Origin of the sequence: Bradyrhizobium sp. CCGB12 (assembly GCF_024199845.1) — a bacterium.
Taxonomy (GTDB): Bacteria; Pseudomonadota; Alphaproteobacteria; order Rhizobiales; family Xanthobacteraceae; genus Bradyrhizobium.
Genome location: NZ_JANADO010000001.1, coordinates 3,473,293 through 3,497,412, shown reverse-complemented (window position 1 = coordinate 3,497,412; position 24,120 = coordinate 3,473,293). Strand labels below are relative to the sequence as shown.

The window sequence follows — 24,120 nt, the reverse complement described above, 5'->3', positions numbered from 1 at the left end:
GCTGCCACGCACTCCGTCCTCATCCTGAGGGCCCGCCGCAGGCGGGCGTCTCGAAGGATGGCCGCAGGCGAGTCCCAGCCAAGCTTTCCTTGTTGCCTCAGTGCGCCGACGATCGCACACGCGCGATTGTCTCGCGGACGCCGGTCCAGGCCGGCTTGTTCGGCGCGAACTGTTTGCGAAGGAAGCTGACAAGCTCCTCGACCTGCGTGTCGCTCATGCTGTTCCTGAACGCCGGCATGTAGCCGAGGTCGCTCGATACCGGTTCTGCGATGCCGTGCAGGATCACCTGCACGAGATTGTCCGACGTGGCGCTGTGCAGATTGCTGTTGAGCGCGAGCGAGGGCCGGCTGCCGAACAGCGGCAGGCCGCCGACCTCGTGGCAGACGGCGCAGGCGCCCTGGTAGAGCCGCGCGCCGCTGGATGAGGCGACGGTAACCTGCGTTGCGCTCTCGAGGCTCATCGCAAGCGCATCCAGCTTTTGCCGGTCGCTCGCGATGTCATTGAACGAGTTGAGATAGACCGCCATCGCGCGGATGTCCTGGTCGGGGAGGGCCCTGAGGTCCCTGACGACAGGCGCCATCGGGCCGGCCGCGACGCCGTGATAGCGCGAATGACCGGTGCGCAAGTAAGCGAACAGTTCGTCCTCGTTCCACGGAATCGGCGCGCGCGAGAGCGACGTCAGCGCGGGCGCCTCCCAGCCCTCGGTAAAGCCGCCGGCGAGATAGGCCTCACGCTGCTCGGCGCCGAGCGCATTGCGTGGCGTATGGCAGCCGCTGCAATGGCCGAGGCCCTCGACGAGATAGGCACCGCGATTCCAGACCTCGGATTTGTCAGGATCGGGTTTGAACTCCTTGGTTCGATGGAACAGCGCATTCCAACCAGCGAGCAGCGGGCGGAGATTGAAAGGGAAGGCCAGCCTGTTCGCCGTTGCTGACGCGCGCACTGCAGGCTGGGCCATGAGGTAGGCGTAGAGGGCCTGAAGGTCGGCATCGCTGGTCTTTGAAAAGTGCGTGTAGGGGAAGGCGGGATAAAGCTGCCGTCCGTCGCGATGCAGCCCGTCGCGCATCGCGCGCTCGAAGGCGGGATAGGACCAGGCGCCGATGCCGGTTTCGACATCGGGCGTGATGTTGGTCGCGTAGATCGTGCCGAACGGTGTCTCCAGCGCACGCCCGCCGGCATTGATCGCACCGCCGGGGCTGGTGTGGCACTCGGCGCAATTGCCGAGCGCGGCGAGCTGCTGGCCGCGCGCTATCGTCGCGGCGGAATAGACCGACGCGTCGGGACGTGCGATCGGTGCGATGGTCCGCCCGGGCAGGAGAGCGGCGCCGATGCCGATCGCGGCGGTGCAGACGGCCGCAATCGTCGCGAAGATGCCGGCGCGTTTGGCGAAGGGATTCTCCCAGATGCGAGACGGCGGCGACGGGGCCGGCGCGGGCAGGGCCTGGGGCGTCGCCGGTGCATCGGCGTGCAGCCCTTGCAGGATCCGCTCGGGCGTGAATGGCGGCTCGCGAAAACGCACGCCGGTGGCATCGAAGATCGCGTTCGCGATCGCCGCGGCGCTCGGTACCGAAGCGGATTCGCCGACGCCGAGCGGCGGCTGGTCCTGACGCGGCAGCATCAGCACGTCGATCTTGGGCACATCGGGGAAAGGGATGATCGGGTAGGCGCCCCATTCGCGCGCCGCCACCGCGCCGCGCTCGAACGAGACCTCCTCCATCAGCGCGCGGCTGGCGGACTGGATGACGTTGCCGTGGATCTGGTGGCGCACGCCGTCCGGATTGATCATCAGGCCGGAATCCTGTCCCGCGACGACGCGCGTGACGCTGACGTCGCCGGTCGCCTTGTTCACGGCGACGTCGGTGACCCACGCCGACCACGCCGCGCCATAGCCCGGAAATTTGCTGTGGACATAAAGCGCATAGGCAAAGCCCCGCCCATGCACGACTTCGCCCTCCTTCTCCTCGCGCACCGGCCGAGGCGTCCAGCCGGCGCGTTCGGCGACCGCGTTGACGAGATCGACCGCGCGCTGGTCTTTGAGATAGCGCAGGCGATACTCGATGGGGTCGACACCAGCCTCGGTCGCGGCCTCGTCGATATAGGATTCGTGCGCAAAAGTGTTCGGCAGCGCCGAGACGCCGCGGAACCAGGAGGCGCGCACGATCGGCGGCATATCGTGGGCGACGACGCGCATGTTGTCGTAATCGTAGGGCGGGATCGCGGTGCGGTCGCCCATCTGGAGAACGGCGGGCTCGGGCGAGATCCGACCCGTCAGCAGCAGGGCCAGCGTCGGCGCGGCGTTCGAGGGATAGCGCGTGGCAAGATCGTAACCGGCGATGCTGCCGTCGGCGTCGAGGCCGCCATTGACGTCGATGAGCTGCGCGGTGCCCTTGGGCTCCCAGGCGTGCTCCTGCTCGCGCGTGAGCTGCACCCGCACGGGCCGGCCGACCGCGCGGGAGAGCAGTAGCGCGTCGGCGGTGACGTCGTCGGCGCAGTTGCGGCCGTAGCAGCCGGCCGCTTCCAGCCGGATGACCTCGATCTCGCTCTCGGGACGCTCGATCAGCAGCGCCAGATCGCTGCGCAGCAAATGCGGGTTCTGCGTGCCGGACCAGACGCGGATGTTGCCGTCCTGGAAGTCGGCGACGGCACAGGAGGGACCGATCGAGGCGTGCATCTGATAGGGCCAGACGTAAGTGCGCTGCATCGGCCTGGCTGCACCTGATATCGCAGCATCGACATCGCCCTTGTCGATCAGCGTGCGCGGTGTCGAGGGATTGGCGCGGAGTGCCGTCTCGACGTCGGCGAGGTTGGTGAGCTCAGGCGTTGGCTTCCAGCTCACCGCGAGTTGCTCCGCCGCGCGGATCGCGTTCTCCTCGCGCTCGGCGACTACGCCGACGAAATCGCCGAGGCGCACGACGGCTATGATGCCGGGGATATCGCGTACGGAGGACTCATCGACGGCGATCAGGCTGGTGCCGACGAACGGGCCGGCATCGACACCGGCATAGGGCGGACGTACCACGCGGCCGTGCAGCATGCCCGGTACGCGGATGTCGTGCACGAAGGTCAGCTCGCCCGTCGCCTTGGCCGGAAGATCGACACGCGGCATCGACTGGCCGACGATGGCGTACTCGCCGACGGGTTTCACGGCGACGTCGTCGGCGAGTTCGAGGCGAATGGTCTCGCCGCCGATCAGCTCGCCATAGCTGACGCTGCGGTTGTCGTGCCCGCGCACGAGGCCGTCCTCGATCCTGAGGTCGGTCTCCGGCAGCTCCAGCCGTTCCGCCGCTCGCGCGATCAGGAAGTGTCGCGCTTGCGCGGCGGCTTTGCGCAGGGGAACGGCGGTGATCTGGATGGTTTCGCTCGCGATGGTCGCGCCCTGGTTCGGCACCAATGCGGTATCGCCGAGCACGACGACGACGCGGGCAAAGGACACATCCAATTCTTCGGCGACGATCTGACCGAGCGCCGTGCGGATGCCGGTGCCGAGATCGACATGGCCGTTATAGGCCGTGACCGACCCATCCGCGGTGATGCGGACGAAGGTTTCGAATGTGACCTCGTCCACGCTACGGACGACGACGAGCGAGCCGGATGGCCCCGTAGTTCCGGTCGAAGCAGGGGAGGCCATCAATCAGCGGCCTCGGTGAGCTGCCCGGATGCGCGCATCACCGCGCGCAGGATCTCGACATGCGTGCCGCAGCGGCAGAGATTGTAGCGCAATGCCGCCAGTGCCTCCTGTTCGGTCGGTCGTGGATTGACTGCGAGAAGCGCCTTGGTGGTCATGATCATGCCGTTGAGGCAGTAGCCGCATTGCGCGGCCTGCTCGTCGATGAAGGCCTGTTGCACCACATCAGGCCTGTCGCGGGTGCCGAGACCTTCGAGCGTAACGATGTCGCGCCCGACGCAGCCGCTCACGGGAATCACGCAGGAGCGCGCTGCGGCCCCATCGATCAGGACAGTACAGGTGCCGCATTCACCGAGGCCGCAGCCATATTTCGGCCCGTTGAGCGCGAGGTCGTTGCGCAGCACATAGAGCAGCGGCGTCTGGCGCTCTGCAGTGACCTCGTGGATCCTGCCGTTCACGGTGAGGCGGATCGGTGTCTGCGTCATCCTCGTTCCCAAGCCCGCGGCCAAGTGCTGCAAAATCTATCTTGCGACGATACCGTTTGTACACAAACGTGCAAGCCGTGCATGCCGCACTGCAGCGCGACTGCCTCCTTTGTGGACAGAGCGGATGCGCAAATGAGGTTTTATGCGGCAGCCGCATCTTTTGCGCCGCACCGCCGCTTGACAGTCATCGGGACCGCGCGCAACATCGTTCGTATACGAATGATAACCGCGGTGTCCGCCGGCTCTGACATGGTGATGGAAACAACGAGCGCAGCCATCGACAAGATCCGTTGCGATGCCTGTCCGGTGATGTGCTACATCAAGCCGGGCGCGGCGGGCGCCTGCGACCGCTACGCCAATCACGACGGCAAGCTCGTTCGCGTCGATCCGCACGTGATCCTCGAGCGCACCGTCTCGCATGGCGGCAAGCTCGTTCCGTTCAGCCGCACGGAAGACTGGGACGGCAAGATCGTCCACGAGCCTTCGACCTTCGTCACCGCGATCGGCGCGGGCACGACCTATCCCGACTACAAGCCGGCGCCGTTCATCGTCTCCGCTGAAGTCGATGGCGTCGACATGGTGACTGTCGTCACCGAAGGCATCTTCTCCTATTGCGGCATCAAGGTGAAGATCGACACCGACCGCTATCTCGGTCCGGAGACCGCGACGGTTCGCGCGCAGGGCGAGGCGATCGGCCACGTCACCACCAGCGAGTATGGTTCGCAGATGCTATCGCTCGGCGGCGTGCATCATCTGACCGGCGGCTCCAAGAAGGAAGGCCGCGTCACCTGCGATACGCTGATGGACCTCGCCAATTGCAAGGCGGTCGAGCTCACCATCGACGGCGGCGCGAGCGTGGTGGTGCAGGCCGGCCAGCCGCCGATCGTCAACGGCGTCAGGGAAGAGCGCATGCGCGTAGGCTGCGGCTCGGCGACGATCGGCATGTTCGCCAAGCAATGGCACGGCAAGGTCGACGAGGTCGTCGTCGTCGACGATCACATCACCGGCGTGCTCAGCGAGCACCAAGCCGGCAAGCTGCTCGACATCGCCGACACCGGCATCAAGATGAAGGGCCGGCGCTCGACGCCCGGCCGCTATTTCCAGGTCGCCGATCCCGGCACCGGCTGGGGCGGCACCAACATCTCCGATCCGCTGGCGATCCTTGGGCCGTTCGATGCCAAGGAAGCAATGCCCGGTCTGACCATGCTGATGGTCTCAACCACCGGCGAGCATTCGTCCTATTACGTGCTCGATGAGGCCTTGAAGCCGGTCGAGACCGAGATGCCTGCCGACCTGAAATTCTCGGTCGAGCGCATCCAGGAGAATTGCGAACCGGCGCTGTGCACGGTGCTGTTCATGGCCGGCGCCGGCGGGTCCTTGCGCGCGGGCGTCACCGACAACCCGGTGAGGCTGACGCGTTCGGTGAAGGACGCGCTGACGCGCGTCACCAGCGGCGGCGCCCCGGTCTATGTCTGGCCCGGCGGCGGCATCACCTACATGGTGGACGTCACGCAGATGCCTTCAGGCGCGTTCGGCTATGTACCGACGCCGGCGCTGGTCGCGCCCATCGAGTTCACGATGAAGCTGTCCGACTATGCCGCGCTCGGCGGCCACATGGACTATGTGAAGCCACTCTCCGAAGTGCAGAACGGCGACGATGTTCGGCAGCTGCCTTGGCAGAACCCGATTCCGGGACGGCGGGCATGACAAGGCTCCCGCAAATCGCATTGCTGTCTGATGGCCGGCGGCTGCATTTGCAGGATGGTCCGATTGATCTGATCGTGGAGGCGAGGGGAGACGCGAGCGAGGTGCGCGCGGCCCATAAGGCTGCGGCGCGGCGGTTCACCGGGCTCCTCGACGAGCTCTGCGCGGAATTGCCGGAGCTGCGGACGGCCGCTGAGGTGCGGACTTCGCTGAAGGGCGTGGTCGCGCTGCGGATGCATACCGCGGTCGCGCCCTATGCCGCCGATTGCTTCGTCACGCCCATGGCCGCCGTCGCCGGCAGCGTTGCGGAGGAAATTCTCGGCGCGATGCTGGACGCCGCGGCGCTCGATCGGGCCTATGTCAACAATGGCGGCGACATCGCGCTTCATCTTGGCAGGGGTGAGCATTTTTCGGTCGGTCTGATGGACCGGCCCGATCGCGCCGGCGTCATGCGGACGATGACGGTCGATGCGGGTGATCCCGTTCGCGGCGTCGCGACGAGCGGGCGTCACGGTCGCAGTTTTTCCCTCGGCATCGCCGACGCGGTGACGGTGCTGGCGGCGACGGCATCGCAGGCCGATGCGGCGGCCACCATCATTGCCAACGCAGTCGATCTGCCCGGCCATCCCGCCATCATCCGGTGCGCTGCCGACGAGCTTCAGCCCGACAGTGATCTCGGTCCACGCCTCGTCACCCGTGATGTCGGCCAGCTGTCCCGCAACGAGATCGCAGCCGCCCTCGAATCTGGCGCGGAATGTGCACGGCAATTATTCGAGCGCGGATTGATCGAGGGGGCCGTGTTGCAGCTTTGTGGTGATATGCTTGTCATCGGACCAAAAGATATTGAACGGCAAGAAGCGCGCCCGCTTGTGCTGGAGAACGCGGTTCATGCCTGAACAGGGAAGAGTCCAGGGGAAGCAAACATGAGCGCGATCATCCGCAAGATCGTCACCGTCGTTGAAGAGACGCAGATGGAGATGGGCCGCCAGGTCTCGCCGCCGACCCGGCGCGCGGCGGCGATCGCCGTGATCGAAAATCCCTTTGCAGGGAAATATGTCGAGGACCTCTCGCCGCTCATCGCGATCGGCGAGGAACTTGGCGAACTGCTGTCGAAGCGCGCGGTCGCTGCGCTCGGCATCGATGGTTCCGAGGCCCAGAGCTACGGCAAGGCCGCAGCAGTCGGCGAGAACGGGGAGCTGGAACATGCTGCTGCGATCCTGCACCCCAAGATGGGTGCACCGGTGCGCAAGGTCCTGAGCAAGGGCGCAGCACTGATCCCGTCGTCGAAGAAGCGCAGCGGTCCGGGCACGACGCTGGACATCCCACTGGGGCACAAGGACGCAGCCTTCGTACGCAGCCATTTCGACGGCATGGAGGTACAGATCAACGACGCACCGCGTGCCAACGAGATCATGGTCGCGGTCGCCGTCACCGACAGCGGCCGTCCGCTGCCGCGCGTCGGTGGGCTCACGGTTGCGGAGATCAAGGGCGAGGACGGTTTGAGATAAGACGTGATCCGGAGAGCCGGGCACGGGTTCTCCGATCAAATCATGTGCGCAAGATATAGAAGTTCAAAACTGGAGGTTGGGATGCGAGCAAGAAACGTTTTTGTCGGCGCGGCCTTCGCGCTTCTGGCCGGCGGCATGGCTCATTCGGCCCTGGCGCAGGATATCAAGATTGGCGAGATCAACAGCTATTCGCTGCTGCCGGCCTTCACCGAGCCCTATCGCAAGGGATGGCAGCTCGCGGTTGAGGAGGTCAATGCGGCCGGCGGCATCAACGGCAAGAAGCTCGTCGTCATCTCCAAGGATGACGGCGGCAAGCCGGCGGATGCACAGACCGCGGCCAATGAGCTGGTGTCGAGCGAGGGCGTTGCGATGCTCGCGGGCACGTTCCTGTCGAACATCGGCCTTGCCGTCAGCGACTTCGCCAACCAGAAGAAAGTGTTCTTCCTTGCGGCCGAGCCGCTGACGGACGCCATCACCTGGTCCAAGGGCAACAAATACACCTTCCGCCTGCGTCCCTCCAACTACATGCAGGCGGCGATGCTGGTGGAAGCCGCCAGCAAGCTGCCCGCAAAACGCTGGGCGACGATCGCGCCGAACTACGAATACGGCCAGTCGGCCGTGTCGGTGTTCAAGAAGCTGATGTCGGAGAAGCGCCCTGATATCCAGTGGGTCGACGAGCAGTGGCCGCCGCAAGGCAAGATCGACGCGGGCCCGGTGGTGCAGGCGGTTGCCGCCGCCAATCCGGAAGCGATCCTCAACGTCACCTTCGGCGCCGATCTCGTCAAACTGGTGCGCGAAGGCAACACCCGCGGCCTTTTCAAGGGGCGCGAGGTTGTCTCGTTCCTGACCGGCGAGCCCGAATATCTCGACCCGCTCAAGGACGAGACGCCGGAGGGCTGGATCGTCACCGGCTATCCCTGGTACTCGATCAAGACGCCCGAGCATGATGCGTTCCTGAAGGCCTACCAGGCCAAGTACAACGACTATCCGCGCCTCGGCTCGATCGTCGGCTACCAGACCATCAAGTCGGCGGCCGCGATCCTGGCGAAGGCCGGCTCGACCGATCCGGAGAAGCTGATCACCGCGGCGGAGGGGCTCTCGTTGCCGTCGCCGTTTGGCGAGATCACCTTCCGCAAGATCGACCATCAGTCGACGCTGGGTGCCTATGTCGGCAAAACCGCGCTGAAGGACGGCAAGGGCGTGATGGTGGATTCGACCTACAAGAAAGGTTCGGACTATTTGCCGAGCGACGCCGAGGTCGAGAAGCTGCGTCCGAAGGACTGATGTCTTCCTTCTCCCTCGCCCCGCTTGCGGGGAGAGGGTTGGGGTGAGGGGGAGCCTCCGCGAGGGAGGTGACAGAGAGCCTCCGCGGAGACTCCCCCTCACCCGAATTGCGCGATGCGCAATTCGACCTCTCCCCGCAAGCGGGGAGAGGTGAACCGAGACCCAGCGTGCCAAGCCACGCAACACTAACCCGGACCGCCGATGGCCTTTTACGTCGTACAGTTTCTGACCGGTCTCGCCAGCGCAGCGTCGCTGTTTCTGGTGGCCTCGGGCCTGTCGATCATCTTCGGCGTGACGCGGATCGTGAATTTCGCGCACGGCGCCTTCTACATGATCGGCGCCTACATCGCCTTCACGCTCACGGAACGCTTTTCGGGGGCGTTCGGCTTCTGGGGCGGGATCGTGCTGGCCGCGCTGGTGGTGGCGCTGATCGGTGTGATCGTCGAGATGGTGCTGCTTCGGCGTATTTATCATGCGCCCGAATTGTTCCAGCTGCTCGCGACCTTCGGCCTGACCTTGATGGTCGAGGATCTCGTCGTGTTGATCTGGGGGCCCGATGATCTCGTCGGCCGGCGTGCGCCCGGCTTCAAGGGCGCGATCGATTTCTTCGGCCAGAACATCCCGAGCTACGACCTGTTCTTGATCGTGCTTGGCCCAGTCGTGCTCGGCATCCTCTGGCTGCTGTTCCAGCGCACGCGCTGGGGCGTGCTGGTTCGCGCGGCGACGCAGGACCGCGACATGGTCGCGGCGCTCGGCGTCAATCAAAAATGGCTGTTCACGAGCGTGTTTGCGGTTGGTGTCTTCCTCGCCGCCCTCGGCGGTGCGCTTCAGATTCCGCGCGATGCCGTGCACCACGCCATGGACTTGCGCATCATCGTGGAAGTTTTCGTCGTCGTCGTGATCGGTGGTCTCGGCAGCATCGTCGGTGCCTTCGTTGCGGCGGTGCTGGTCTCCGAGCTCAATGCCTTCGGCATTCTGATCTTCCCGAAGATTTCCATCATCCTGGTCTTCCTGGTGATGGCGGTGGTGCTGATCGTGCGACCCTGGGGCCTGTTCGGCAAGCCGGAGGCGGCCGCGCGCAAGACGCCGGGTCTCACCGTCAATCCCTGGCGGCCGCTGACGTCGAACGAACGGCTGGCCGCGCTTGCGGCGCTCGTCGTCGCAGCGACCCTGCCGCTGTTCGCCGGCAATTATCTGCTCACCGTCGGCTCGGAGATCGCGATCTTCGTGATCTTCGCCGTCAGCCTGCACTTCCTGATGTCGGTCGGCGGGCTCGCATCCTTCGGTCACGCCGCCTATTTCGGCCTCGGCGCGTACGGTGTGGCCTTCCTCGCCAAAATGGCGGGGCTGCCGATGATCGTGTGCCTGCTGCTCGGTCCGCTGCTCGGCTGCATGGGCGCGGCCGTGTTCGGCTTCTTCGCCGTGCAGCTCTCCGGCGTCTATTTTGCAATGCTGACGCTCGCCTTCGCGCAGATCGTGTGGTCGATCGCGTTCCAATGGGTAAGCGTCACCGGTGGCGACAACGGCATTTTGGGCGTCTGGCCGGAAAAATGGGCGGCGAGCCCGTCGAACTTCTACTGGCTTGCGCTCGGCGTCGCGGCACTGGTGACCATCGCGCTGCGAGCCATGGTGTTCTCGCCATTCGGCTACGCGCTCCGTGCCACGCGCGACTCGCTCCTGCGCAGCGAAGCGATCGGCATCGATGCCAAGCGCATCCAATGGACAGCCTTCGTGATCGCGGGCACGACTGCGGGCATCGGCGGGGCGCTGTTCGCCTACCTCAAGGGCAGCGTGTTCCCTGACAATCTCAGCATCTCGCTGTCGGTCGATGCGTTGGTCATGGTGCTGCTCGGCGGCGTCGAGACGGTGTCGGGCGCGGTGATCGGCGCCATCGTCTACAAGGCGCTGAACATCTGGCTGGTGAGCCAGACCGACCTGTCGAAGCTCGTGCTCGGCGGCTTCATCATGCTGATCGTCGTCGTCTTCCCCAAGGGCATCGTCGGCATGCTCGAGATGCTCGCGCAGCGCCGCAGGAAGTCATCGCCGCCGGGATCTCCTTTGCTTGCCAAGTCGATCGAGTCTGCCGAATGAGCGTCGCACCCGAACTTCTCGCGGTCGAAGGCTTGACCAAATCCTATGGCGGCATCCATGCCGTGCGCGGCGTCTCGTTCTCGCTGCGCGCCGGCGAGATCCTGGCGCTGATCGGCCCGAACGGTGCCGGCAAGAGCACCTGCTTCGACATGCTCAACGGCCAGAACAAGCCAGACTCCGGGCACGTCCGCCTGCTCGGCGAAGAGATCACAGGCAGGAAGCCGCGCGAGGTCTGGCGGCTCGGGGTCGGGCGTACGTTTCAGATCACTGCAACCTTCGCCACCATGACCGTGCGCGAGAACGTGCAGGTCGCGCTGATCTCGCACGGGAAGCAGCTGTTCAATCTGTTCGGCTCGGCGCCGAAGTTCGACCGCGGCGAGGCCGGTCGTCTGCTCGAACTGGTCGGCATGAGCGGTTACGCGGATCGGCCCTGCGGCGAGCTCGCCTATGGCGACCTCAAGCGGCTCGAGCTTGCGGTCGCGCTCGCCAACCAGCCCAAGCTGCTCTTGATGGACGAGCCGACTGCCGGAATGGCGCCGCGCGATCGCGTCGATCTGATGCGGCTGACCGCTCAAATCGCGCGGGAAAAGTCGATCGGCGTGCTCTTCACCGAGCACGACATGGATGTAGTGTTCGAACATGCCGACCGCATCATCGTGCTCAACCGCGGCACGCTGATCGCCGAGGGCTCGCCGGCCGAGGTGCGCGCCAATCCGCAAGTGCAGGCCGTCTATCTCGGCGAGGGCCTGCTATACGATGCCGAGCATCGCGAGGGAGCATCGGCATGAAGCTCACGGTGCAAGACCTCAACAGTCATTACGGCCCGGCGCACATCCTGTTCGACATCGGCTTCGAGGTCGCCGAGGGCGAGGTCGTCGCGCTTCTGGGCCGTAACGGCGCCGGCAAGTCGACGACGTTCCGGTCGATCGTCGGCCTCGTCGCGCAGCGAACCGGCCGTATCATGTTCGAGGGCAAGGATGTCTCGGCGCGCCCGACACATGAAATCGTGCGCGACGGGCTTGGCTATGTGCCGGAGGAGCGGCGCATCTTCACCGATCTGACCGTCGAGGAGAATCTCGAAGTCGGCCGTCAACCCAAGCGTCCCAACGCGCCGCATTGGACGCGCGAAAAGCTGTTCACGCTGTTTCCAAATCTGGGTGAGATGAAAAACCGTCCGGGCGGCCGCATGAGCGGCGGCGAGCAGCAGATGCTGACCATCGCGCGCACGCTGATGGGCAATCCGTCGCTGGTGCTGCTGGACGAGCCCTCGGAGGGCCTGTCGCCGAAGATCGTGGAGCAGATGGTCGACGCCATCCTGACCATGAAGAAGGAGGGCGTCAGCATCGTCGTCTCCGAGCAGAATTTGCACTTCGCGCGGCTGATCTCGGATCGCGCCTACATCATCGAGCGCGGCCGCATCTGCTTCGGCGGCACCATGGCCGAGCTCGACGCGCGTCCGGATATCCGCGACGCGCATCTGTCGTTGTGAGGCAAGGGGAAGGGCTGCGAACGGATGGCGAGAAGCGTCACGGCGAAGAAGAGCGTCAAACCGGCAAAACCGCCTTACGTGCTCGACGAGCAGGTCGGCTTCATCCTGCGCCAGGTCTGGCAGCGCCACAGCTCGATCTTCTCGCGCGACATCGGGACCAACCTCACGCCGACGCAATGGGCGGCGCTGTCGAAGCTCGCCGAGACCGGGCCGTGCTCGCAGAACCAGCTCGGGCGTCTCACCGCGATGGACGTTGCGACCATCAAGGGCGTGATCGACCGCCTGACGGCGCGTGGTCTGACGGAGACCAGCCAGGATCCCGAGGACGGGCGACGCTTGCTGGTCAGCCTGACGCGCGCCGGTCAGCAGCTTGCCGAGAAGCTGGCGCCAAACGCGCTTGCGATCACCCGCGAGACGCTGGCGCCGCTCGATGCGAAAGAGCGCGAACTGCTGATGGCGCTGTTGAACAAGCTGCGGTGACCGGCGACTAACCTCGATGAAGGCTTTGTCGAGGTCTACCGGCATGAGAGCTGCGACGCGATTTGTGGTGGCTTTGAGTTTTGGTGCGGCGCTCGCGGGCCAGTGTGCGCCTGCGTTGGCCGCGCAGCCCTATGAAGGCTTCTGGGCCGCGACCAGAAAGGATTGCCGCGATCAGGACAGCGCCAACCGCATGAGCATCGAGGGCGGCAATCGCCTTTATTGGTACGAGACGCGGTGCCGCGCCAGCGAGATCACCGCAGATGGGAAGCTGGGCTGGAAAATGCGGCTCGCCTGCGAAGGCGAAGGCGAGAAATTCGGCTCTCATCCCCGGGTATCCATCGCTGCGGACGGCAAGCTGGTGATGGATAACGGCCCGGTCGGGCGTGCCAAGCGCCAGACCTATGTGCGTTGTGAGATACCCAAGTCGCGCTGATCGCTCATGTCTTGCCCGGCCATTTGGCGCGGTAGCGGATTTCGCTGCCGTCAGCGAGCCGTCGCCACGTTCCGAACTCCGGCGTATGCGGCGCCCAGGCCGATAGTCCGATCGGGTAGATCCGGCTCGGCTGGCCCGGGATGGTGACGGCGAGCTGCCGGTGCGAGGTTCGAAACGCGAGCTCGACCTCGCCTGCGATGACAGGCTGGTCGCCGTCGCGATAGAAGGCGGCCGGGGTCACTTCGCCCGGCATGGTGTTGAGGTCGGTCTGCAATTCGATGGTGATGCCTTGGGCAGATGTCGGCACCGTTGCGCCCGCGGGAAAGCGAACCTCGAACACGAGCAGGGGATTGTTGCCGTTCCGGTTGAGCCAGGGCGTGGCGGTCGCATAGGCGTAGACAATGTAGGTGGCAACGGCGGCGACGCAGAGCAGGGCGAGCACGCCCAGCGACTTCAGGCTGGTGCGCGCGACGCTGCCATTGCCTGCATCCTTGCCTGAACGCGTCACCAGCCAACTGGCGAGCACCGCGCCGCCGATCGCGCCGATGGGGGAGTAGACGAAGAGTCCCAACAGACCCGATGTGATCGGGTCTGCCCGGTTTCCGAAATCGAGGAGGGAAAACAGCACAAAGATCGCGACATAGCCTGCCACCGCCCCGGCAACGCCGGCGGCTATTCGCGACGAGTTCTTCATGTCTTTCCCGATGGTCAAGCAGTGAACTGCGGCCGCCAAGGGCTGCCTGCGTTAGACGCAACAGGCCTGCGATTTGTTCAACGCCTTGGAGAGACGATGCGGAGCGGCGCGCCGCTCCGGCTGCGTCACTTCGCCACCACCTCCGGCACCTTGCCGGCAGGCGGCGTGTTGCGGCTACGCTGGGTGCGTACGATGCCGTCGATGATGGTCATGCCGATGCCGGGGAGGTCGCCGAGCTGCACGCTCTCCAGGATGTTTTTGCCCGGCGAATGCTGCGCCTTGTCCATGATGACGAAATCGGCGGAGCGGCCCACTTCAATGAGGCCGCAGTCGAGCTGCCGCATCCGTGCCGTGTTGCCGGTGGCCAGACAAAACGCGATCTCGGCCGGGAGTTCGCCGAGCGAGGACAGCATCGAAACCATGCGCAAAATGCCGAGCGGTTGCACGCCGGAGCCGGCCGGCGCGTCGGTGCCGAGGATGACCCGGTGCAGGTCGCCCATCTCGCGCGCGGTACGCAGTGTGAACAGCGCCGAGCGCTCATTGCCGTTGTGCACGAGCTCGAGGCCGCGCTTGCAGCCCTCGCAGATGCAGCGGATCTGATCGTCGGGCAGCGCCGTGTGGCCGCCGTTGATGTGGCCGACCACGTCGGTGTCGGCCTCCAGCACCACGTCCTTGTCGATCAGGCCGGAGCCGGGGATCGAGGGGCCGCCGGTGTGGATCGTGCTTTGGATGCCGTATTTGCGCGCCCAGCCGACCATCTTTCGCGCGGTGGGGCCGTCCTTGACACCGCCAAGGCCGACTTCGCCGAGCAGCTTGACGCCGGCCGCGGCCAACTCCTTGAAATCCTCCTCGACCATCTCGCATTCGATCACGGGCGCGCCGGCGTGAACCTTCACGCCGCCGGGCCGCAAATTCCAGAATGCGCGCTGCGCAAAGATCGCCATGGCCTTGAGCCCGACGACGTCGCGCGGACGGCCGGGCATGTGCACTTCGCCGGCGGAAATCATCGTGGTGACGCCGCCGTGGAGGTTGCTGTCGATCCAGCCGATCTGGTTCTGGCGCGGCGTCCAGTCGCCGGCGACGGGGTGGACGTGGCTGTCGATCAGGCCCGGCGCCACCGTGGTGCCGTTGGCCTCGACGATGGTGGTCGCGTCGTCCGTGTTGAGATCCTTGTAGCGGCCGATCGCGGTGATCTTGCCGTTCTCGGCGACGATGGTGTCGCCGTCCAGGATCGGCTTTTCCATCGCGCCGGACAGGATCAGGCCGATATTCCGGATCACGAGCTTCGAGGGTCCGGTGGCCTGGGGTGCGTCATGCGCCATGGAATGGCTCCTTATTCCTAACTGCAACGCTTCCGATCTTGGGCAGCCTTGACCGCGGGATCAAGCCGGATTATTCATTAGTATACGAATGATCGTGTACAAACGACGCATAGCTGACCGCCTCGGAACCGCATTGGAAGCGACAGGGAAGGTGTGATGAGCAATTTCAATCAGGAAAGCGTTTTGAGCGTCCACCACTGGACCGACACGCTGTTCTCCTTCAAGACCACCCGCAGCCCGACCTTCCGTTTCCGCAACGGCGAGTTCACCATGATCGGGCTCAAGGTCGGCGAGAAGCCGCTGCTGCGGGCCTACAGCGTCGCCAGTGCCAATTACGAGGACACGCTGGAATTCTTCTCGATCAAGGTGCCGGACGGTCCGCTGACCTCGCGCCTCCAGCATTTGAAGCAAGGCGACGAGATCATCGTCAGCCGCAAGGCCACCGGTACGCTCGTGATCGACAACCTGGACGAGGGGCGCAACCTCTACCTCATCGGCACCGGCACCGGCCTCGCTCCGTTCCTGAGCGTGATCAAGGACCCCGAGACCTATGAGCGGTTCGAGAAAGTGGTGCTGCTGCACGGCTGCCGGCACGTGAAGGAACTCGCCTATGGCGAGATGATCACCGAGACGCTGCCAAAGGACGAATTGATCGGTGAGTACATCCGGGACCAACTGATCTATTATCCGACCGTGACTCGCGATCCCTTCCGCAATCGCGGCCGCATCACCGACCTCATCACCTCAGGCAAGCTGTTCGCCGATATCGGCCTGCCGGCGCTGGAAGCCGCCCACGATCGCGTCATGATCTGCGGCAGCCCCGCCCTGGTCGCGGACACCCGCGTGCTGCTGGCCGAGCGCGGCCTCATTGAGGGCAATCACGGCGAGCCGGCCCAATTCGTGGTCGAAAAGGCGTTCGCCGAACGCTAAGTCCGCAATAAGACCGCATTTTTGCCCCCGGCTGGGCGTTGCGGCGCCGATTCGGCAATTGATAAACTGTGGGAGCGAATCAGCGGAGTTCCCACATGGTTGCGGACAGCGACAGCAACATCGCCTGGCACCGGGTCCAGTTGAAGAAGAACCGCGCCGAGTTGAAGGCGCTGGAGACCGCGCGCTTCACGATGGGCGAGATCGCCTCGTCGAAGCGGAACGGTCAAACCCAGAAGGCCATCGCGGAACTCAAGCGCAAGATCACGCAGTCCGAGCGCCTGATCGCCGATCACGACAAGCGCACGCGCCGACCGCTCGCGACCGACCTGCAAAGCCTCAGCAATGGCAGCTGGAGCCATTGGGACGCCTACACGCAGCAGCGCAAGACGGGGCAGCGTTCACCGGGGCGCGGATAGACGCATCCCGTTTGCAGCCGACGGGTAGGAGGTGCCTCTTGCACCGGCCGCGCCGCGCACCATCTGGGTGACACGCCAGCAATCAGTCCGGTGATGCCATGACAGTGCGCCTCGATTTCACCAGCGAGGCCTTCTTTCGCGATCCGCCCAAGGCGATTGCGACGCTGCGCGTGTCCGGCCCCGTTGTCGCGACGCGATTTCCTCTCGTCGGCGACGTCTGGATCACCACGACCCATGACGCCACCGCGCAGGTCCTGAAGGACGGCGCGACCTTCACGCTGCGAAAGGAGGATGGCGACGTCGCCGGTCTGCGCTGGTGGATGCCGAGATACGTCAGGACCATCGCCAACAACATGCTGACGATGGACGAGCCGGATCACACCAGGCTGCGCAGCATCGTGGACGAGGCATTTCGTCGTCGCGCCATCGTCGCGATGGAGCCGCGCATCCGCGCCATCGCCGACGGTCTCGCCGACGAGCTCTTTGCGAGCGGAAACCCGGCCGATCTCGTCCAGCGCTACGCGCGTATCCTGCCGCTCGCGGTGATCTCCGAGCTCCTGGGCCTGCCGCCGGCCGACCGTCCGAAGTTCATTGCCTGGGCTAACTCGATGTCGTCGCTGACCAATGTCGTCAGCTTCTTCCGCCTGCTGTTCGCGTTCCGCAAGATGCGTGCCTACCTCGAAGGGCAGCTGCAGATCGCGCGCGAACGGGGCGGCGAGGGCCTGATTGCGGAGCTGGTCCAGGTCGAGCGCGAGGGCGGTCAGATCACGCCCGACGAAATGGTCTCGATGGTCTTTCTGCTGCTCGCGGCTGGATCGGAGACCACCACTCACCTCATCAGCGGTTCGGCTTACGAACTGCTCAGGAATCCTGGGTTGCGCGATTGGCTCGAAGAGGACTGGAGCCGCGTCGGCCTCGCCGTCGAGGAGTTCCTGCGCTTCGTCTCGCCCGTGCAGTTCTCCAAGCCGCGCTATGTGCGGCGGGACGTCGAGGTCGAGGGTATCCGCCTGAAGAAGGGCGATCGCGTGATGGTGATGCTCGCCGCGGCGAACATGGATCCCTCGGTGCACGATCGTCCCGAGACTCTCGGTCTCGAACGCAAACCTAACCGACACGTTTCCTTCGGAACGGGAATTCACTTCTGCCTCGGCCATCAACTGGCGCGCATCGAGGCGGCCTGCGCGCTGGAAGCGCTGTTCGTGCGATGGCCGAAACTCGGTCTGGCCGTGGACGCGTCCCGAATTCACTGGCGCAAGCGGCCTGGGCTGCGCGCCATCGCGGAGCTTCCCGTTATGGCGGACCGCCGCGGAACACAGGCAACGGCGTCCAGCGGATCGGTGATGGATCGTCCCCAGGCAGCGGCGAGCTGAGACGGACGCTCTTTCGAAACATCTTCGCTGAATGTGATCAGTCAGGAACGGCGTGCCGCTGCTGTTGTTGTCATCAGGACATCGGAAACGGCGGTGAGTTCCCGCCTCCATGTCTGAGATCGATACCTTGACAGGAGACAGCATCATGACCGGCAAGATGCCGCCTGTTCCGGCCGAGAACCAGAGCAAGAAAGGAACCGGCGACCGCAAACAAGTGCCCGCGGACGACGCTCCGCACGGCCAGCAACGTGCGCAAAATCCGGACCAGCAGGGACAGCAGGGCAACATCAAGCAGAACACGACCAATCAAGGTCATCAGCAGGATCGCTGAGGAGGGTAGAGCGGCCACAAGCGGCCGAAACCGACACCGGCGCAATAGACGCACGAAGTCTTCAAAAGCTTACTGCAAGAGGAGAAACCGATGCCAGCTGGGCGCGGCAGCAAGACGCATTTCAGATCGGGCATGCACGGCAAGGGCGATGGCACCGGCGCCATGGCCGACATCCCCAAGGACAAGATTGGAGACAACATGGTGCTCTCCAACCGCGACAAGAAGCAGCATTCGGACATTCGCGGCATGGATGGCAAGTCCATCCAGACAGAACAATATCAGGATCATGCGGCCAACCGGCTCGACGAGAAGCCGGAGGCCGACGAGACCTGAGAGAGTTCCTCCCGACTACCTCGCGGACCGGAGTTCAGCCGGTCCGCTTTTTCGTCGGCGCGAGGTCGCGCTCCCAGCCGAACACGGAGCGGCCGTCGAGATCGGGCGAGGCGGCGCGCTCGCCGGCGACGTAGGCCTCCACCGAGGGCCCTCGCGCAGTCCGCTCCAGCCGCCGCGCCTGATCGTCCAGCCGTTTGATCGCCAGCATCTCTTCTTCGCGCCCGAGCTTTGCGTTCTGAATCGCGCCCTTGAGCACGCGGATGGTCTCGTCATAGACCTTGATCGGAACGGGGTAGGGGTGCCGGTCCTTGCCGCCATGTGCGAGCGAGAAGCGTGCGGGATCGTTGAAGCGATAGGGCGCGCCATGCACGACCTCGGCGACCATCGCCAGCGAGCGCACGGTGCGCGCGCCGACACCGGGCGTCAGCAGCAGTTCCGGGAAATCGACCGGACCCCGCTCGGCTGCGGCAGCCAGCGTGCCGTGCAGGCGCCGTGCGAACACGTCCTTCGGACGTACGTCATGATGAGCGGGCATGATCAGATGCGGCAGCATCGCCTGCGCCGGCTCGGTCCCGGTGAGACGCTCGAACTCGGAGACGATGCGATCGGGGCCGAGATCGGTGAGGAGCTCGAGCTGCGCGGTGCGCGAGACATCGGCGCGATGGTCGGTGAGGTTGACGATCTCGCCCTGCTGCGGCCCGTCGATCGCACTGTGCGGCGTATCGACAAAGCTCTTCAGCGCTTCGGAATGCCAGTGATAGCGGCGGGCCTGCCGCTTGTCGCCGTTCATGCCCTGCTGCACCACCGTCCATTTGCCGTCGGCGGTGACGAAGAAGCCGTGGAGATAGAGGTCGAAGCCGTCTTGGACCGCCGCGCTGTCGACCTTTGCCACCAGACGGCTGGCGCGCGTCAGTCTTGCGCCGTCGAAGCCGACGCGGTCACCGAGCTGGAGCAGCTCGTCCGGCGTCTTGCGCGAATGCTGGCCGCGCCCGCCGCAGACATAGATGCCGAGCTCGTCCTGGAGCGGTCCGAGCCCACGCTTCAGCGCGCCGATCACCGAGGTGGTGATTCCCGAGGAGTGCCAGTCCATTCCCATCACGGCGCCGAACGACTGGAACCAGAACGGATGCGACAGTCGCTGCAGAAACGCATCGCGGCCGTAATGATGCACGATTGCCTGCGTGACGATCGCGCCAAGCGAGGCCATGCGGCTCGCCAGCCATGGCGGAACCCGCCCGGTGTGGAGAGGAAGATCGGCGCTGCCGGTACGACGAGTCATGAGTGCCTCAAACTAGCGCAGTTCGACGACGGTTGCATCAGGGGAATGCTGCATTGCACAGGACGTGGGAGCGAAGCTGACGCGAACGCGTTGAGCGAGGACGTGAATGGAAATGCGGGGACTTCAATGAATTGGCAGGCCGTCATGGCCGACATCGACAGGATGTTCGGATGGATACCGTCATGGTTCATCGGTCTCGCCCTGGTCGTGGGGGCGATCCTGCTCGCGCTCTCGTTCTATCGGCTCGCGGTCTGGTTGCTCAACCGCGCCTTCGGAACCCGGCTTCCGCTCCTAAGCGTCTTTATCGAACGCACGTCCGGCCCGGCGCAGCTCGCACTATGTCTCGCCGCCGTCGCGCTGGTGCTGCCGCTGGCGCCGCTAAGCGACGCGTTCCGCACGCCGTTGACCAGCCTCTTCGTCGTCGCCTTCATCGCGCTGATCGGCTGGATCTCGATCCGGATCGTCGACATGAGCGCGGCGCGCTACCTCCAGAACTTTCGCGACGTCACCGAGAACTTCGTCGCGCGCAAGCACGTCACCCAAGTCCGCGTGTTCAAGCGCGTGACCGACATCATCATCGTGATCATCACGGTCTCGACCGCGCTGATGACATTCGACTCGGTCCGGCAATACGGCGTCAGCCTGTTCGCCTCCGCCGGCGCCGCCGGTATCATCGTCGGTCTCGCCGCGCGGCCGCTGCTGAGCAACCTGATCGCCGGCTTGCAGATCGCCATCACCCAGCCGATCCGGATCGAGGATGCCGTCATCATCGAGAACGAATGGGGCTGGGTTGAGGACATCGCCGCGACCTACGTCGTGATCCGGCTGTGGGACTGGCGCCGCATGGTGGTGCCGCTTTCCTACTTCATCGAAAAGCCGTTCCAGAACTGGACGCGCGACACCGCATCACTCATCGGCGTGATCGCGCTGCATGTCGACTACCGCGCCGACGTGCCGCGCATCCGGCGCTGGCTGGAGGGTGCGGTGAAGGAATCCAAGCTTTGGGACGGTGCGGTGGTCAATCTCCAGGTGATCGATGCGGATTCGCGCACCATCGAACTTCGTGCGCTGGTCAGCGCGCGGAATGCGCCGCAATCCTGGGACCTGCGCTGCGAGATGCGAGAGAAGCTGATTGCCTTCATCCGCGACGAGATGCCGGAAGCCCTGCCGCGCGAGCGCGCGATTTTGATCCCCCAGGGCGGGGGCGACGACACCGAATTCCTGCATTCGACCGCACCGGAGAAGGTGCGGGCGAGCGCCCGCAATTGATGCGGCGAATGGTTTTGGCGCTCACGGCATCGTTAGCGGCAGACGGCTTGTTCCGCAGCGACCCGCGCTCTATGGGACGGGATGAGTTTTAGCGCCTGAAGAGCATCATCATGAATCATTCAGTGGCAGAGATCACCACCGAGCGGGCGAGCATCTACTTGCAGCAGCTCTGCAAGCATTTCGCTCACAAGCTCGCGGTGGAGTTTACGCCGGAGCAAGGCATGATACCGTTTTCGATGGGGACGTGCCGGCTGGAAGCCGTGGGCGACAAGATCACCCTGAAGGCGGAGGCCGAGAACGCGGACCTGCTGGTGCAGGTCGAAGGCGTCGTCGAACGGCATCTCGTTCGATTTGCCTTCCGCGATCCGCCAAAAATCGTCTGGCGGACAGCGGAGCAGGCGGCCAATTGAGACCTACTCGCGGCTGGCCTTGGTCGCACCGCGCAGGCCCGCCTGTTGCTGGATCGTGTCGAGCGCGCCGGACGACTGCTCCTCCGTCACGAACCGGTTGAGCAGGGCGAGCGCATCCTCGCGCCCTCTGGGGATCGCAATTGCCATGTGCTCGAGCCCCCAATTGCCATCGAGAATTCTGGCGCCCGGCATCTGGTCTGACATCTCGAACAAGGTTGGCTTGTTGGTGGCGTAGAGGTCGATCTCGCCACGTCCGAACATGGCGACGGCCACCTTGACGCTTTCGGCGGGAACAATGGTCGCGTTCTTGAACTTCGCTGGAAGCGTACGCTCGGAGGTCGAGCCCTTGGTGACGCCGATCTTCACGCCTGATTTGTCGATGTCCTCCACCTTGCCGATCGGCGAGTTCGCGGCAACGAGATAGCCGAGTTCGATCGCCAGCACCGGCTGGCTGAAGCTGACTTCGCTGGCGCGGGCCGGCGTCGCATTGGTGACGGTGAAATCGACTTGGCCGTTGTGGATTGCCGTGACGATGTCGGCGACGCGCTGGAACCTGACATAGTCGACACCGACGCCTAGCCGCTTTGCCAGTTCGCCGCCGAGATCGTAGGCGAGGCCGTGCGGCTTGCCGGCGGCATCAGTCACCATCGAGGTGGGGCTGCCCGGATAGATGCCGACGCGCAATGCGCCGCTCGGCGCCAGGAGCTTTGCTTCGCCGTCGGCACGCGCGGGCGCGTCAAGCGAAGCGACGACTGCAAATGCGAGCAGGGCGGAGCGCGCAAGGCGCCTTGAAAAGGTGCTCACGAGGCGAGCCTCACTGCGCGCGGATGTTGGCGGCCTTCAGCACCGGCTCCCATTTGGCCGCTTCGGCGCGCATATAGGCGTCAAAGCCCTTGGCGGAGGAGCCGACCGGGGTGGCGCCGATCTTGCCGAGCGTCGATAGCACGTTCGAGTCTTGCAGTGCGGCCTTCAGATCGGTCTCGAGCTTGGCCACGATCTCCGGCGGCATTTTGGCCGGGCCGAGCACGCCCCACCATACCGAGACGTCGTAGCCTGATACGCCTGACTCGGCGACGGTCGGGACGTCAGGCAGGGCGTTTGAGCGCTCGGCCGAGGTCACCGCAAGCGCGCGCACCGGGCCGCCCTCAAGCTGGCCGATCGCCTCAGCAAGCGGATTGATGCTGAGCGGGATCTCGCCTGCGATCACGGCCGTCAGCGCTGGCGCACCGCCCTTGTAGGGGATTGCCACGATCTTGGTGCCGGACATGTATTTGAGCAGCTCGCCGGCCAGATGCGCCGAGGTGCCGTTGCCGGACATGCCGTAGGAGAGCTTGTCCGGCTCCTTCTTGGCGGCGGCGAGGAGATCGCCAAGGGTCTTATAGGGACTGTCCTTGGCCACGACGATCGCGAGCGGCGAGGAGGCGACCTCGGTGATGGCGGTGAAATCCTTGAAGGTGTCGTAGGGCACGCTAGGATAGATGAACTGGTTGAGCGGATGGCCGCTCGCGACCAGGATCAGCGTGTAGCCGTCGGGCGCGGCCTGTGTCAGCGCCTGCGAGGCGACGATGCCGCCGGCGCCGGGGCGGTTGTCGACCACCGGCTGCTGGCCCCAGGTCTTCGCCAGAGCTTGGCCGAGCGTGCGCGCGAGTACGTCGACCGCACCGCCGGCGGCATAGGGCACCAGAATGTGGACCGGCTTGCTCGGATAAGTGTCGGCAGCCCGCGCGGCACCAGCCGCCAGCAGCAGACCGGCACCCAACATCAAGCTGCCGATCTTTTTGTTCAAACCCAGCATTTCCCAGCACTCCTTGAAGGCGTTTGCGCGCGTACGGCGGTCTCGAAGCCATCAGGGGCGCCGCCCATGGTTTTTGTTGACGAGACCTGATCTTTTGTACGATAGTACAAATCACATGGTACGCAAGTCCACCAGCAAGGAATCGGCCCGCAAGCCGAACATGCGCGAGGCGATCCTCGCCGCGGCCGAGGAGCTGTTCGCCACCAACGGCTTCAATGCCGTCTCGGTGCGCGACATCGCACAAGCCGCCGGCGCCAATCCCGGCAGTGTGACCTATCATTTCAAGACCAAGGACGGCTTGCTGCTGGAGATTTACCGGCGCCATTGCGGGCCGATGAATTTGCGTCGCTCCGAACTGCTCGCCGCCGCCAGGCGCGTGCGCGATCTCCAGGACCGGCTGGAGGCAGTGGTGCGGGCCTATGTGGTGCCGGCCTTCACCTCGGGCAGCGATCTCGCCGGCGGCGGGGCGCGCTTCACGCGGCTGCGCGCCGTGATGTCGGCTGAAGGCAACGAGGTCGCGCGAAAAATCATCGCGCAGACCTTTGACGACACCAGCCATGCCTTCATCGACGCGATCCATGAGAGCCTGCCGCACATCCCGCGCACCGACATCGTCTGGCGCAGTCACTTCCTGCTCGGCGCGCTCTATTATTCGCTGGTGACGCCGGAGCGCGTGTCGCGGCTGTCGCGCGGTGAGGCCGATGGCGGCGACGCCGCCAATGCCATCGAGCAACTGGTGCAGGCCACGGTCGCCGCGTTCCAGGCGCCCGCGCTGGATCAAGCCGCGCCGGCGCGGCGGCGGCCGATCGTCAGCAGCAAGACTTGAAAGAAGCCGCCCGAGTTGGAGGCGCGGTACCGCGCTTCGGCTCGCA

The 24,120-nt window shown here is 65.0% G+C and carries 24 protein-coding genes; 17 read left to right on the top strand and 7 right to left on the bottom strand.

The window, feature by feature from the left end; all coding sequences use genetic code 11:
• Nucleotides 1-97 precede the first annotated feature (97 nt).
• Together NLM27_RS16835 and NLM27_RS16830 are read right to left on the bottom strand one after the other, a co-directional pair.
• Nucleotides 98-3,628: a molybdopterin cofactor-binding domain-containing protein gene (locus tag NLM27_RS16835; RefSeq protein ID WP_254144367.1), complete on the bottom strand. Its 3,531-nt coding sequence runs from the start codon at nt 3,626-3,628 to the stop codon at nt 98-100.
• A complete protein-coding gene (locus tag NLM27_RS16830; RefSeq protein ID WP_254144366.1) occupies nt 3,628-4,110 on the bottom strand; it encodes a (2Fe-2S)-binding protein in 483 nt (160 codons plus the stop codon). Before NLM27_RS16830 ends, NLM27_RS16835 begins: the two co-directional genes overlap by 1 nt.
• A 249-nt stretch (nt 4,111-4,359) precedes the next feature.
• On the opposite strand from NLM27_RS16830, the gene NLM27_RS16825 reads away from it, so the two are divergent.
• The 9 genes from NLM27_RS16825 (at nt 4,360) to NLM27_RS16785 (ending at nt 13,099) form a co-directional block, all read left to right on the top strand.
• Nucleotides 4,360-5,817, top strand: a complete 1,458-nt coding sequence (locus tag NLM27_RS16825; RefSeq protein WP_254148846.1) for a 6-hydroxynicotinate reductase — start codon at nt 4,360-4,362, stop codon at nt 5,815-5,817.
• Complete coding sequence (locus tag NLM27_RS16820) at nt 5,814-6,710, top strand: UPF0280 family protein (RefSeq protein ID WP_254144365.1); 897 nt, start codon at nt 5,814-5,816, stop codon at nt 6,708-6,710. The genes NLM27_RS16825 and NLM27_RS16820 overlap by 4 nt, the downstream gene beginning before the upstream one ends.
• A gap of 27 nt (nt 6,711-6,737) precedes the next feature.
• Nucleotides 6,738-7,322 carry an amino acid synthesis family protein gene (locus tag NLM27_RS16815; protein WP_254144364.1) on the top strand — a complete coding sequence of 195 codons (585 nt, stop codon included), beginning with the start codon at nt 6,738-6,740 and terminating at the stop codon, nt 7,320-7,322.
• 81 nt (nt 7,323-7,403) lie between these two features.
• Nucleotides 7,404-8,606, top strand: a complete 1,203-nt coding sequence (locus tag NLM27_RS16810) for an ABC transporter substrate-binding protein (RefSeq protein ID WP_254144363.1) — start codon at nt 7,404-7,406, stop codon at nt 8,604-8,606.
• A 201-nt stretch (nt 8,607-8,807) separates the two neighbouring features.
• Nucleotides 8,808-10,697 carry an ABC transporter permease gene (locus NLM27_RS16805; protein WP_254144362.1) on the top strand — a complete coding sequence of 630 codons (1,890 nt, stop codon included), beginning with the start codon at nt 8,808-8,810 and terminating at the stop codon, nt 10,695-10,697.
• Nucleotides 10,694-11,485 (top strand): ABC transporter ATP-binding protein, encoded by a 792-nt coding sequence (locus NLM27_RS16800; protein WP_254144361.1) that lies wholly within the window; start codon nt 10,694-10,696, stop codon nt 11,483-11,485. Before NLM27_RS16805 ends, NLM27_RS16800 begins: the two co-directional genes overlap by 4 nt.
• The gene (locus NLM27_RS16795) at nt 11,482-12,186 is read left to right on the top strand and encodes an ABC transporter ATP-binding protein (protein ID WP_254144360.1); all 705 of its coding nucleotides are present in this window, start codon (nt 11,482-11,484) and stop codon (nt 12,184-12,186) included. The genes NLM27_RS16800 and NLM27_RS16795 overlap by 4 nt, the downstream gene beginning before the upstream one ends.
• A gap of 24 nt (nt 12,187-12,210) precedes the next feature.
• The gene (locus NLM27_RS16790) at nt 12,211-12,666 is read left to right on the top strand and encodes a MarR family winged helix-turn-helix transcriptional regulator (RefSeq protein ID WP_254144359.1); all 456 of its coding nucleotides are present in this window, start codon (nt 12,211-12,213) and stop codon (nt 12,664-12,666) included.
• A gap of 43 nt (nt 12,667-12,709) precedes the next feature.
• A complete protein-coding gene (locus tag NLM27_RS16785) occupies nt 12,710-13,099 on the top strand; it encodes a hypothetical protein (protein WP_254144358.1) in 390 nt (129 codons plus the stop codon).
• Nucleotides 13,100-13,103: 4 nt separating this feature from the next.
• Here NLM27_RS16785 and NLM27_RS16780 read toward each other — a convergent pair whose 3' ends face one another.
• Nucleotides 13,104-13,793, bottom strand: coding sequence for a hypothetical protein (locus NLM27_RS16780; RefSeq protein ID WP_254144357.1), 690 nt, complete (start codon nt 13,791-13,793; stop codon nt 13,104-13,106).
• Nucleotides 13,794-13,918: 125 nt separating this feature from the next.
• On the bottom strand, nt 13,919-15,115 hold the full coding sequence (locus NLM27_RS16775) for an amidohydrolase family protein (RefSeq protein WP_254144356.1): 1,197 nt from the start codon (nt 15,113-15,115) through the stop codon (nt 13,919-13,921).
• A 156-nt stretch (nt 15,116-15,271) separates the two neighbouring features.
• Here NLM27_RS16775 and NLM27_RS16770 point away from each other — a divergent pair, with 156 nt between their 5' ends.
• The 5 genes from NLM27_RS16770 to NLM27_RS16750 all read left to right on the top strand — a co-directional run bounded on the left by NLM27_RS16770 (nt 15,272) and on the right by NLM27_RS16750 (nt 18,495).
• The gene (locus NLM27_RS16770) at nt 15,272-16,045 is read left to right on the top strand and encodes a ferredoxin--NADP reductase (protein ID WP_254144355.1); all 774 of its coding nucleotides are present in this window, start codon (nt 15,272-15,274) and stop codon (nt 16,043-16,045) included.
• A gap of 95 nt (nt 16,046-16,140) precedes the next feature.
• The gene (locus NLM27_RS16765; protein WP_254144354.1) at nt 16,141-16,461 is read left to right on the top strand and encodes a hypothetical protein; all 321 of its coding nucleotides are present in this window, start codon (nt 16,141-16,143) and stop codon (nt 16,459-16,461) included.
• Nucleotides 16,462-16,559: 98 nt separating this feature from the next.
• Nucleotides 16,560-17,831, top strand: coding sequence for a cytochrome P450 (locus NLM27_RS16760; protein WP_254144353.1), 1,272 nt, complete (start codon nt 16,560-16,562; stop codon nt 17,829-17,831).
• A gap of 145 nt (nt 17,832-17,976) precedes the next feature.
• Nucleotides 17,977-18,162 carry a hypothetical protein gene (locus NLM27_RS16755; protein WP_254144352.1) on the top strand — a complete coding sequence of 62 codons (186 nt, stop codon included), beginning with the start codon at nt 17,977-17,979 and terminating at the stop codon, nt 18,160-18,162.
• A 90-nt stretch (nt 18,163-18,252) separates the two neighbouring features.
• Complete coding sequence (locus NLM27_RS16750; RefSeq protein WP_254144351.1) at nt 18,253-18,495, top strand: hypothetical protein; 243 nt, start codon at nt 18,253-18,255, stop codon at nt 18,493-18,495.
• Between the two features lie 34 nt (nt 18,496-18,529).
• On the opposite strand, the gene NLM27_RS16745 is transcribed toward NLM27_RS16750, so the two are convergent.
• On the bottom strand, nt 18,530-19,774 hold the full coding sequence (locus NLM27_RS16745) for a DUF763 domain-containing protein (protein ID WP_254144350.1): 1,245 nt from the start codon (nt 19,772-19,774) through the stop codon (nt 18,530-18,532).
• Nucleotides 19,775-19,900: 126 nt separating this feature from the next.
• Here NLM27_RS16745 and NLM27_RS16740 point away from each other — a divergent pair, with 126 nt between their 5' ends.
• Nucleotides 19,901-21,043, top strand: coding sequence for a mechanosensitive ion channel family protein (locus NLM27_RS16740; RefSeq protein ID WP_254144349.1), 1,143 nt, complete (start codon nt 19,901-19,903; stop codon nt 21,041-21,043).
• A gap of 110 nt (nt 21,044-21,153) precedes the next feature.
• Complete coding sequence (locus NLM27_RS16735; protein ID WP_254144348.1) at nt 21,154-21,453, top strand: DUF2218 domain-containing protein; 300 nt, start codon at nt 21,154-21,156, stop codon at nt 21,451-21,453.
• 3 nt (nt 21,454-21,456) lie between these two features.
• Here NLM27_RS16735 and NLM27_RS16730 read toward each other — a convergent pair whose 3' ends face one another.
• Together NLM27_RS16730 and NLM27_RS16725 are read right to left on the bottom strand one after the other, a co-directional pair.
• On the bottom strand, nt 21,457-22,257 hold the full coding sequence (locus tag NLM27_RS16730; protein WP_254144347.1) for an ABC transporter substrate-binding protein: 801 nt from the start codon (nt 22,255-22,257) through the stop codon (nt 21,457-21,459).
• Between the two features lie 10 nt (nt 22,258-22,267).
• Nucleotides 22,268-23,248, bottom strand: coding sequence for a tripartite tricarboxylate transporter substrate binding protein (locus NLM27_RS16725; RefSeq protein ID WP_254144346.1), 981 nt, complete (start codon nt 23,246-23,248; stop codon nt 22,268-22,270).
• Nucleotides 23,249-23,363: 115 nt separating this feature from the next.
• Here NLM27_RS16725 and NLM27_RS16720 point away from each other — a divergent pair, with 115 nt between their 5' ends.
• Nucleotides 23,364-24,074 carry a TetR/AcrR family transcriptional regulator gene (locus NLM27_RS16720; RefSeq protein ID WP_254144345.1) on the top strand — a complete coding sequence of 237 codons (711 nt, stop codon included), beginning with the start codon at nt 23,364-23,366 and terminating at the stop codon, nt 24,072-24,074.
• Nucleotides 24,075-24,120: the final 46 nt, after the last annotated feature.

Excerpts from the sequence above, each read along its gene's own strand:
- NLM27_RS16785 (WP_254144358.1), top strand. The coding sequence starts at position 12,710 with ATGAGAGCTGCGACGCGATTTGTGGTGGCTTTGAGTTTTGGTGCGGCG.
- NLM27_RS16725 (WP_254144346.1), bottom strand. The coding sequence starts at position 23,248 with ATGCTGGGTTTGAACAAAAAGATCGGCAGCTTGATGTTGGGTGCCGGT.
- NLM27_RS16775 (WP_254144356.1), bottom strand. The coding sequence starts at position 15,115 with ATGGCGCATGACGCACCCCAGGCCACCGGACCCTCGAAGCTCGTGATC.
- NLM27_RS16755 (WP_254144352.1), top strand. The coding sequence starts at position 17,977 with ATGACCGGCAAGATGCCGCCTGTTCCGGCCGAGAACCAGAGCAAGAAA.
- NLM27_RS16815 (WP_254144364.1), top strand. The coding sequence starts at position 6,738 with ATGAGCGCGATCATCCGCAAGATCGTCACCGTCGTTGAAGAGACGCAG.
- NLM27_RS16740 (WP_254144349.1), top strand. The coding sequence starts at position 19,901 with ATGAATTGGCAGGCCGTCATGGCCGACATCGACAGGATGTTCGGATGG.
- NLM27_RS16720 (WP_254144345.1), top strand. The coding sequence starts at position 23,364 with ATGGTACGCAAGTCCACCAGCAAGGAATCGGCCCGCAAGCCGAACATG.
- NLM27_RS16750 (WP_254144351.1), top strand. The coding sequence starts at position 18,253 with ATGCCAGCTGGGCGCGGCAGCAAGACGCATTTCAGATCGGGCATGCAC.
- NLM27_RS16795 (WP_254144360.1), top strand. The coding sequence starts at position 11,482 with ATGAAGCTCACGGTGCAAGACCTCAACAGTCATTACGGCCCGGCGCAC.
- NLM27_RS16745 (WP_254144350.1), bottom strand. The coding sequence starts at position 19,774 with ATGACTCGTCGTACCGGCAGCGCCGATCTTCCTCTCCACACCGGGCGG.
- NLM27_RS16810 (WP_254144363.1), top strand. The coding sequence starts at position 7,404 with ATGCGAGCAAGAAACGTTTTTGTCGGCGCGGCCTTCGCGCTTCTGGCC.
- NLM27_RS16780 (WP_254144357.1), bottom strand. The coding sequence starts at position 13,793 with ATGAAGAACTCGTCGCGAATAGCCGCCGGCGTTGCCGGGGCGGTGGCA.
- NLM27_RS16770 (WP_254144355.1), top strand. The coding sequence starts at position 15,272 with ATGAGCAATTTCAATCAGGAAAGCGTTTTGAGCGTCCACCACTGGACC.
- NLM27_RS16765 (WP_254144354.1), top strand. The coding sequence starts at position 16,141 with ATGGTTGCGGACAGCGACAGCAACATCGCCTGGCACCGGGTCCAGTTG.
- NLM27_RS16830 (WP_254144366.1), bottom strand. The coding sequence starts at position 4,110 with ATGACGCAGACACCGATCCGCCTCACCGTGAACGGCAGGATCCACGAG.
- NLM27_RS16835 (WP_254144367.1), bottom strand. The coding sequence starts at position 3,628 with ATGGCCTCCCCTGCTTCGACCGGAACTACGGGGCCATCCGGCTCGCTC.
- NLM27_RS16805 (WP_254144362.1), top strand. The coding sequence starts at position 8,808 with ATGGCCTTTTACGTCGTACAGTTTCTGACCGGTCTCGCCAGCGCAGCG.
- NLM27_RS16760 (WP_254144353.1), top strand. The coding sequence starts at position 16,560 with ATGACAGTGCGCCTCGATTTCACCAGCGAGGCCTTCTTTCGCGATCCG.
- NLM27_RS16790 (WP_254144359.1), top strand. The coding sequence starts at position 12,211 with ATGGCGAGAAGCGTCACGGCGAAGAAGAGCGTCAAACCGGCAAAACCG.
- NLM27_RS16825 (WP_254148846.1), top strand. The coding sequence starts at position 4,360 with ATGGTGATGGAAACAACGAGCGCAGCCATCGACAAGATCCGTTGCGAT.
- NLM27_RS16735 (WP_254144348.1), top strand. The coding sequence starts at position 21,154 with ATGAATCATTCAGTGGCAGAGATCACCACCGAGCGGGCGAGCATCTAC.
- NLM27_RS16800 (WP_254144361.1), top strand. The coding sequence starts at position 10,694 with ATGAGCGTCGCACCCGAACTTCTCGCGGTCGAAGGCTTGACCAAATCC.
- NLM27_RS16820 (WP_254144365.1), top strand. The coding sequence starts at position 5,814 with ATGACAAGGCTCCCGCAAATCGCATTGCTGTCTGATGGCCGGCGGCTG.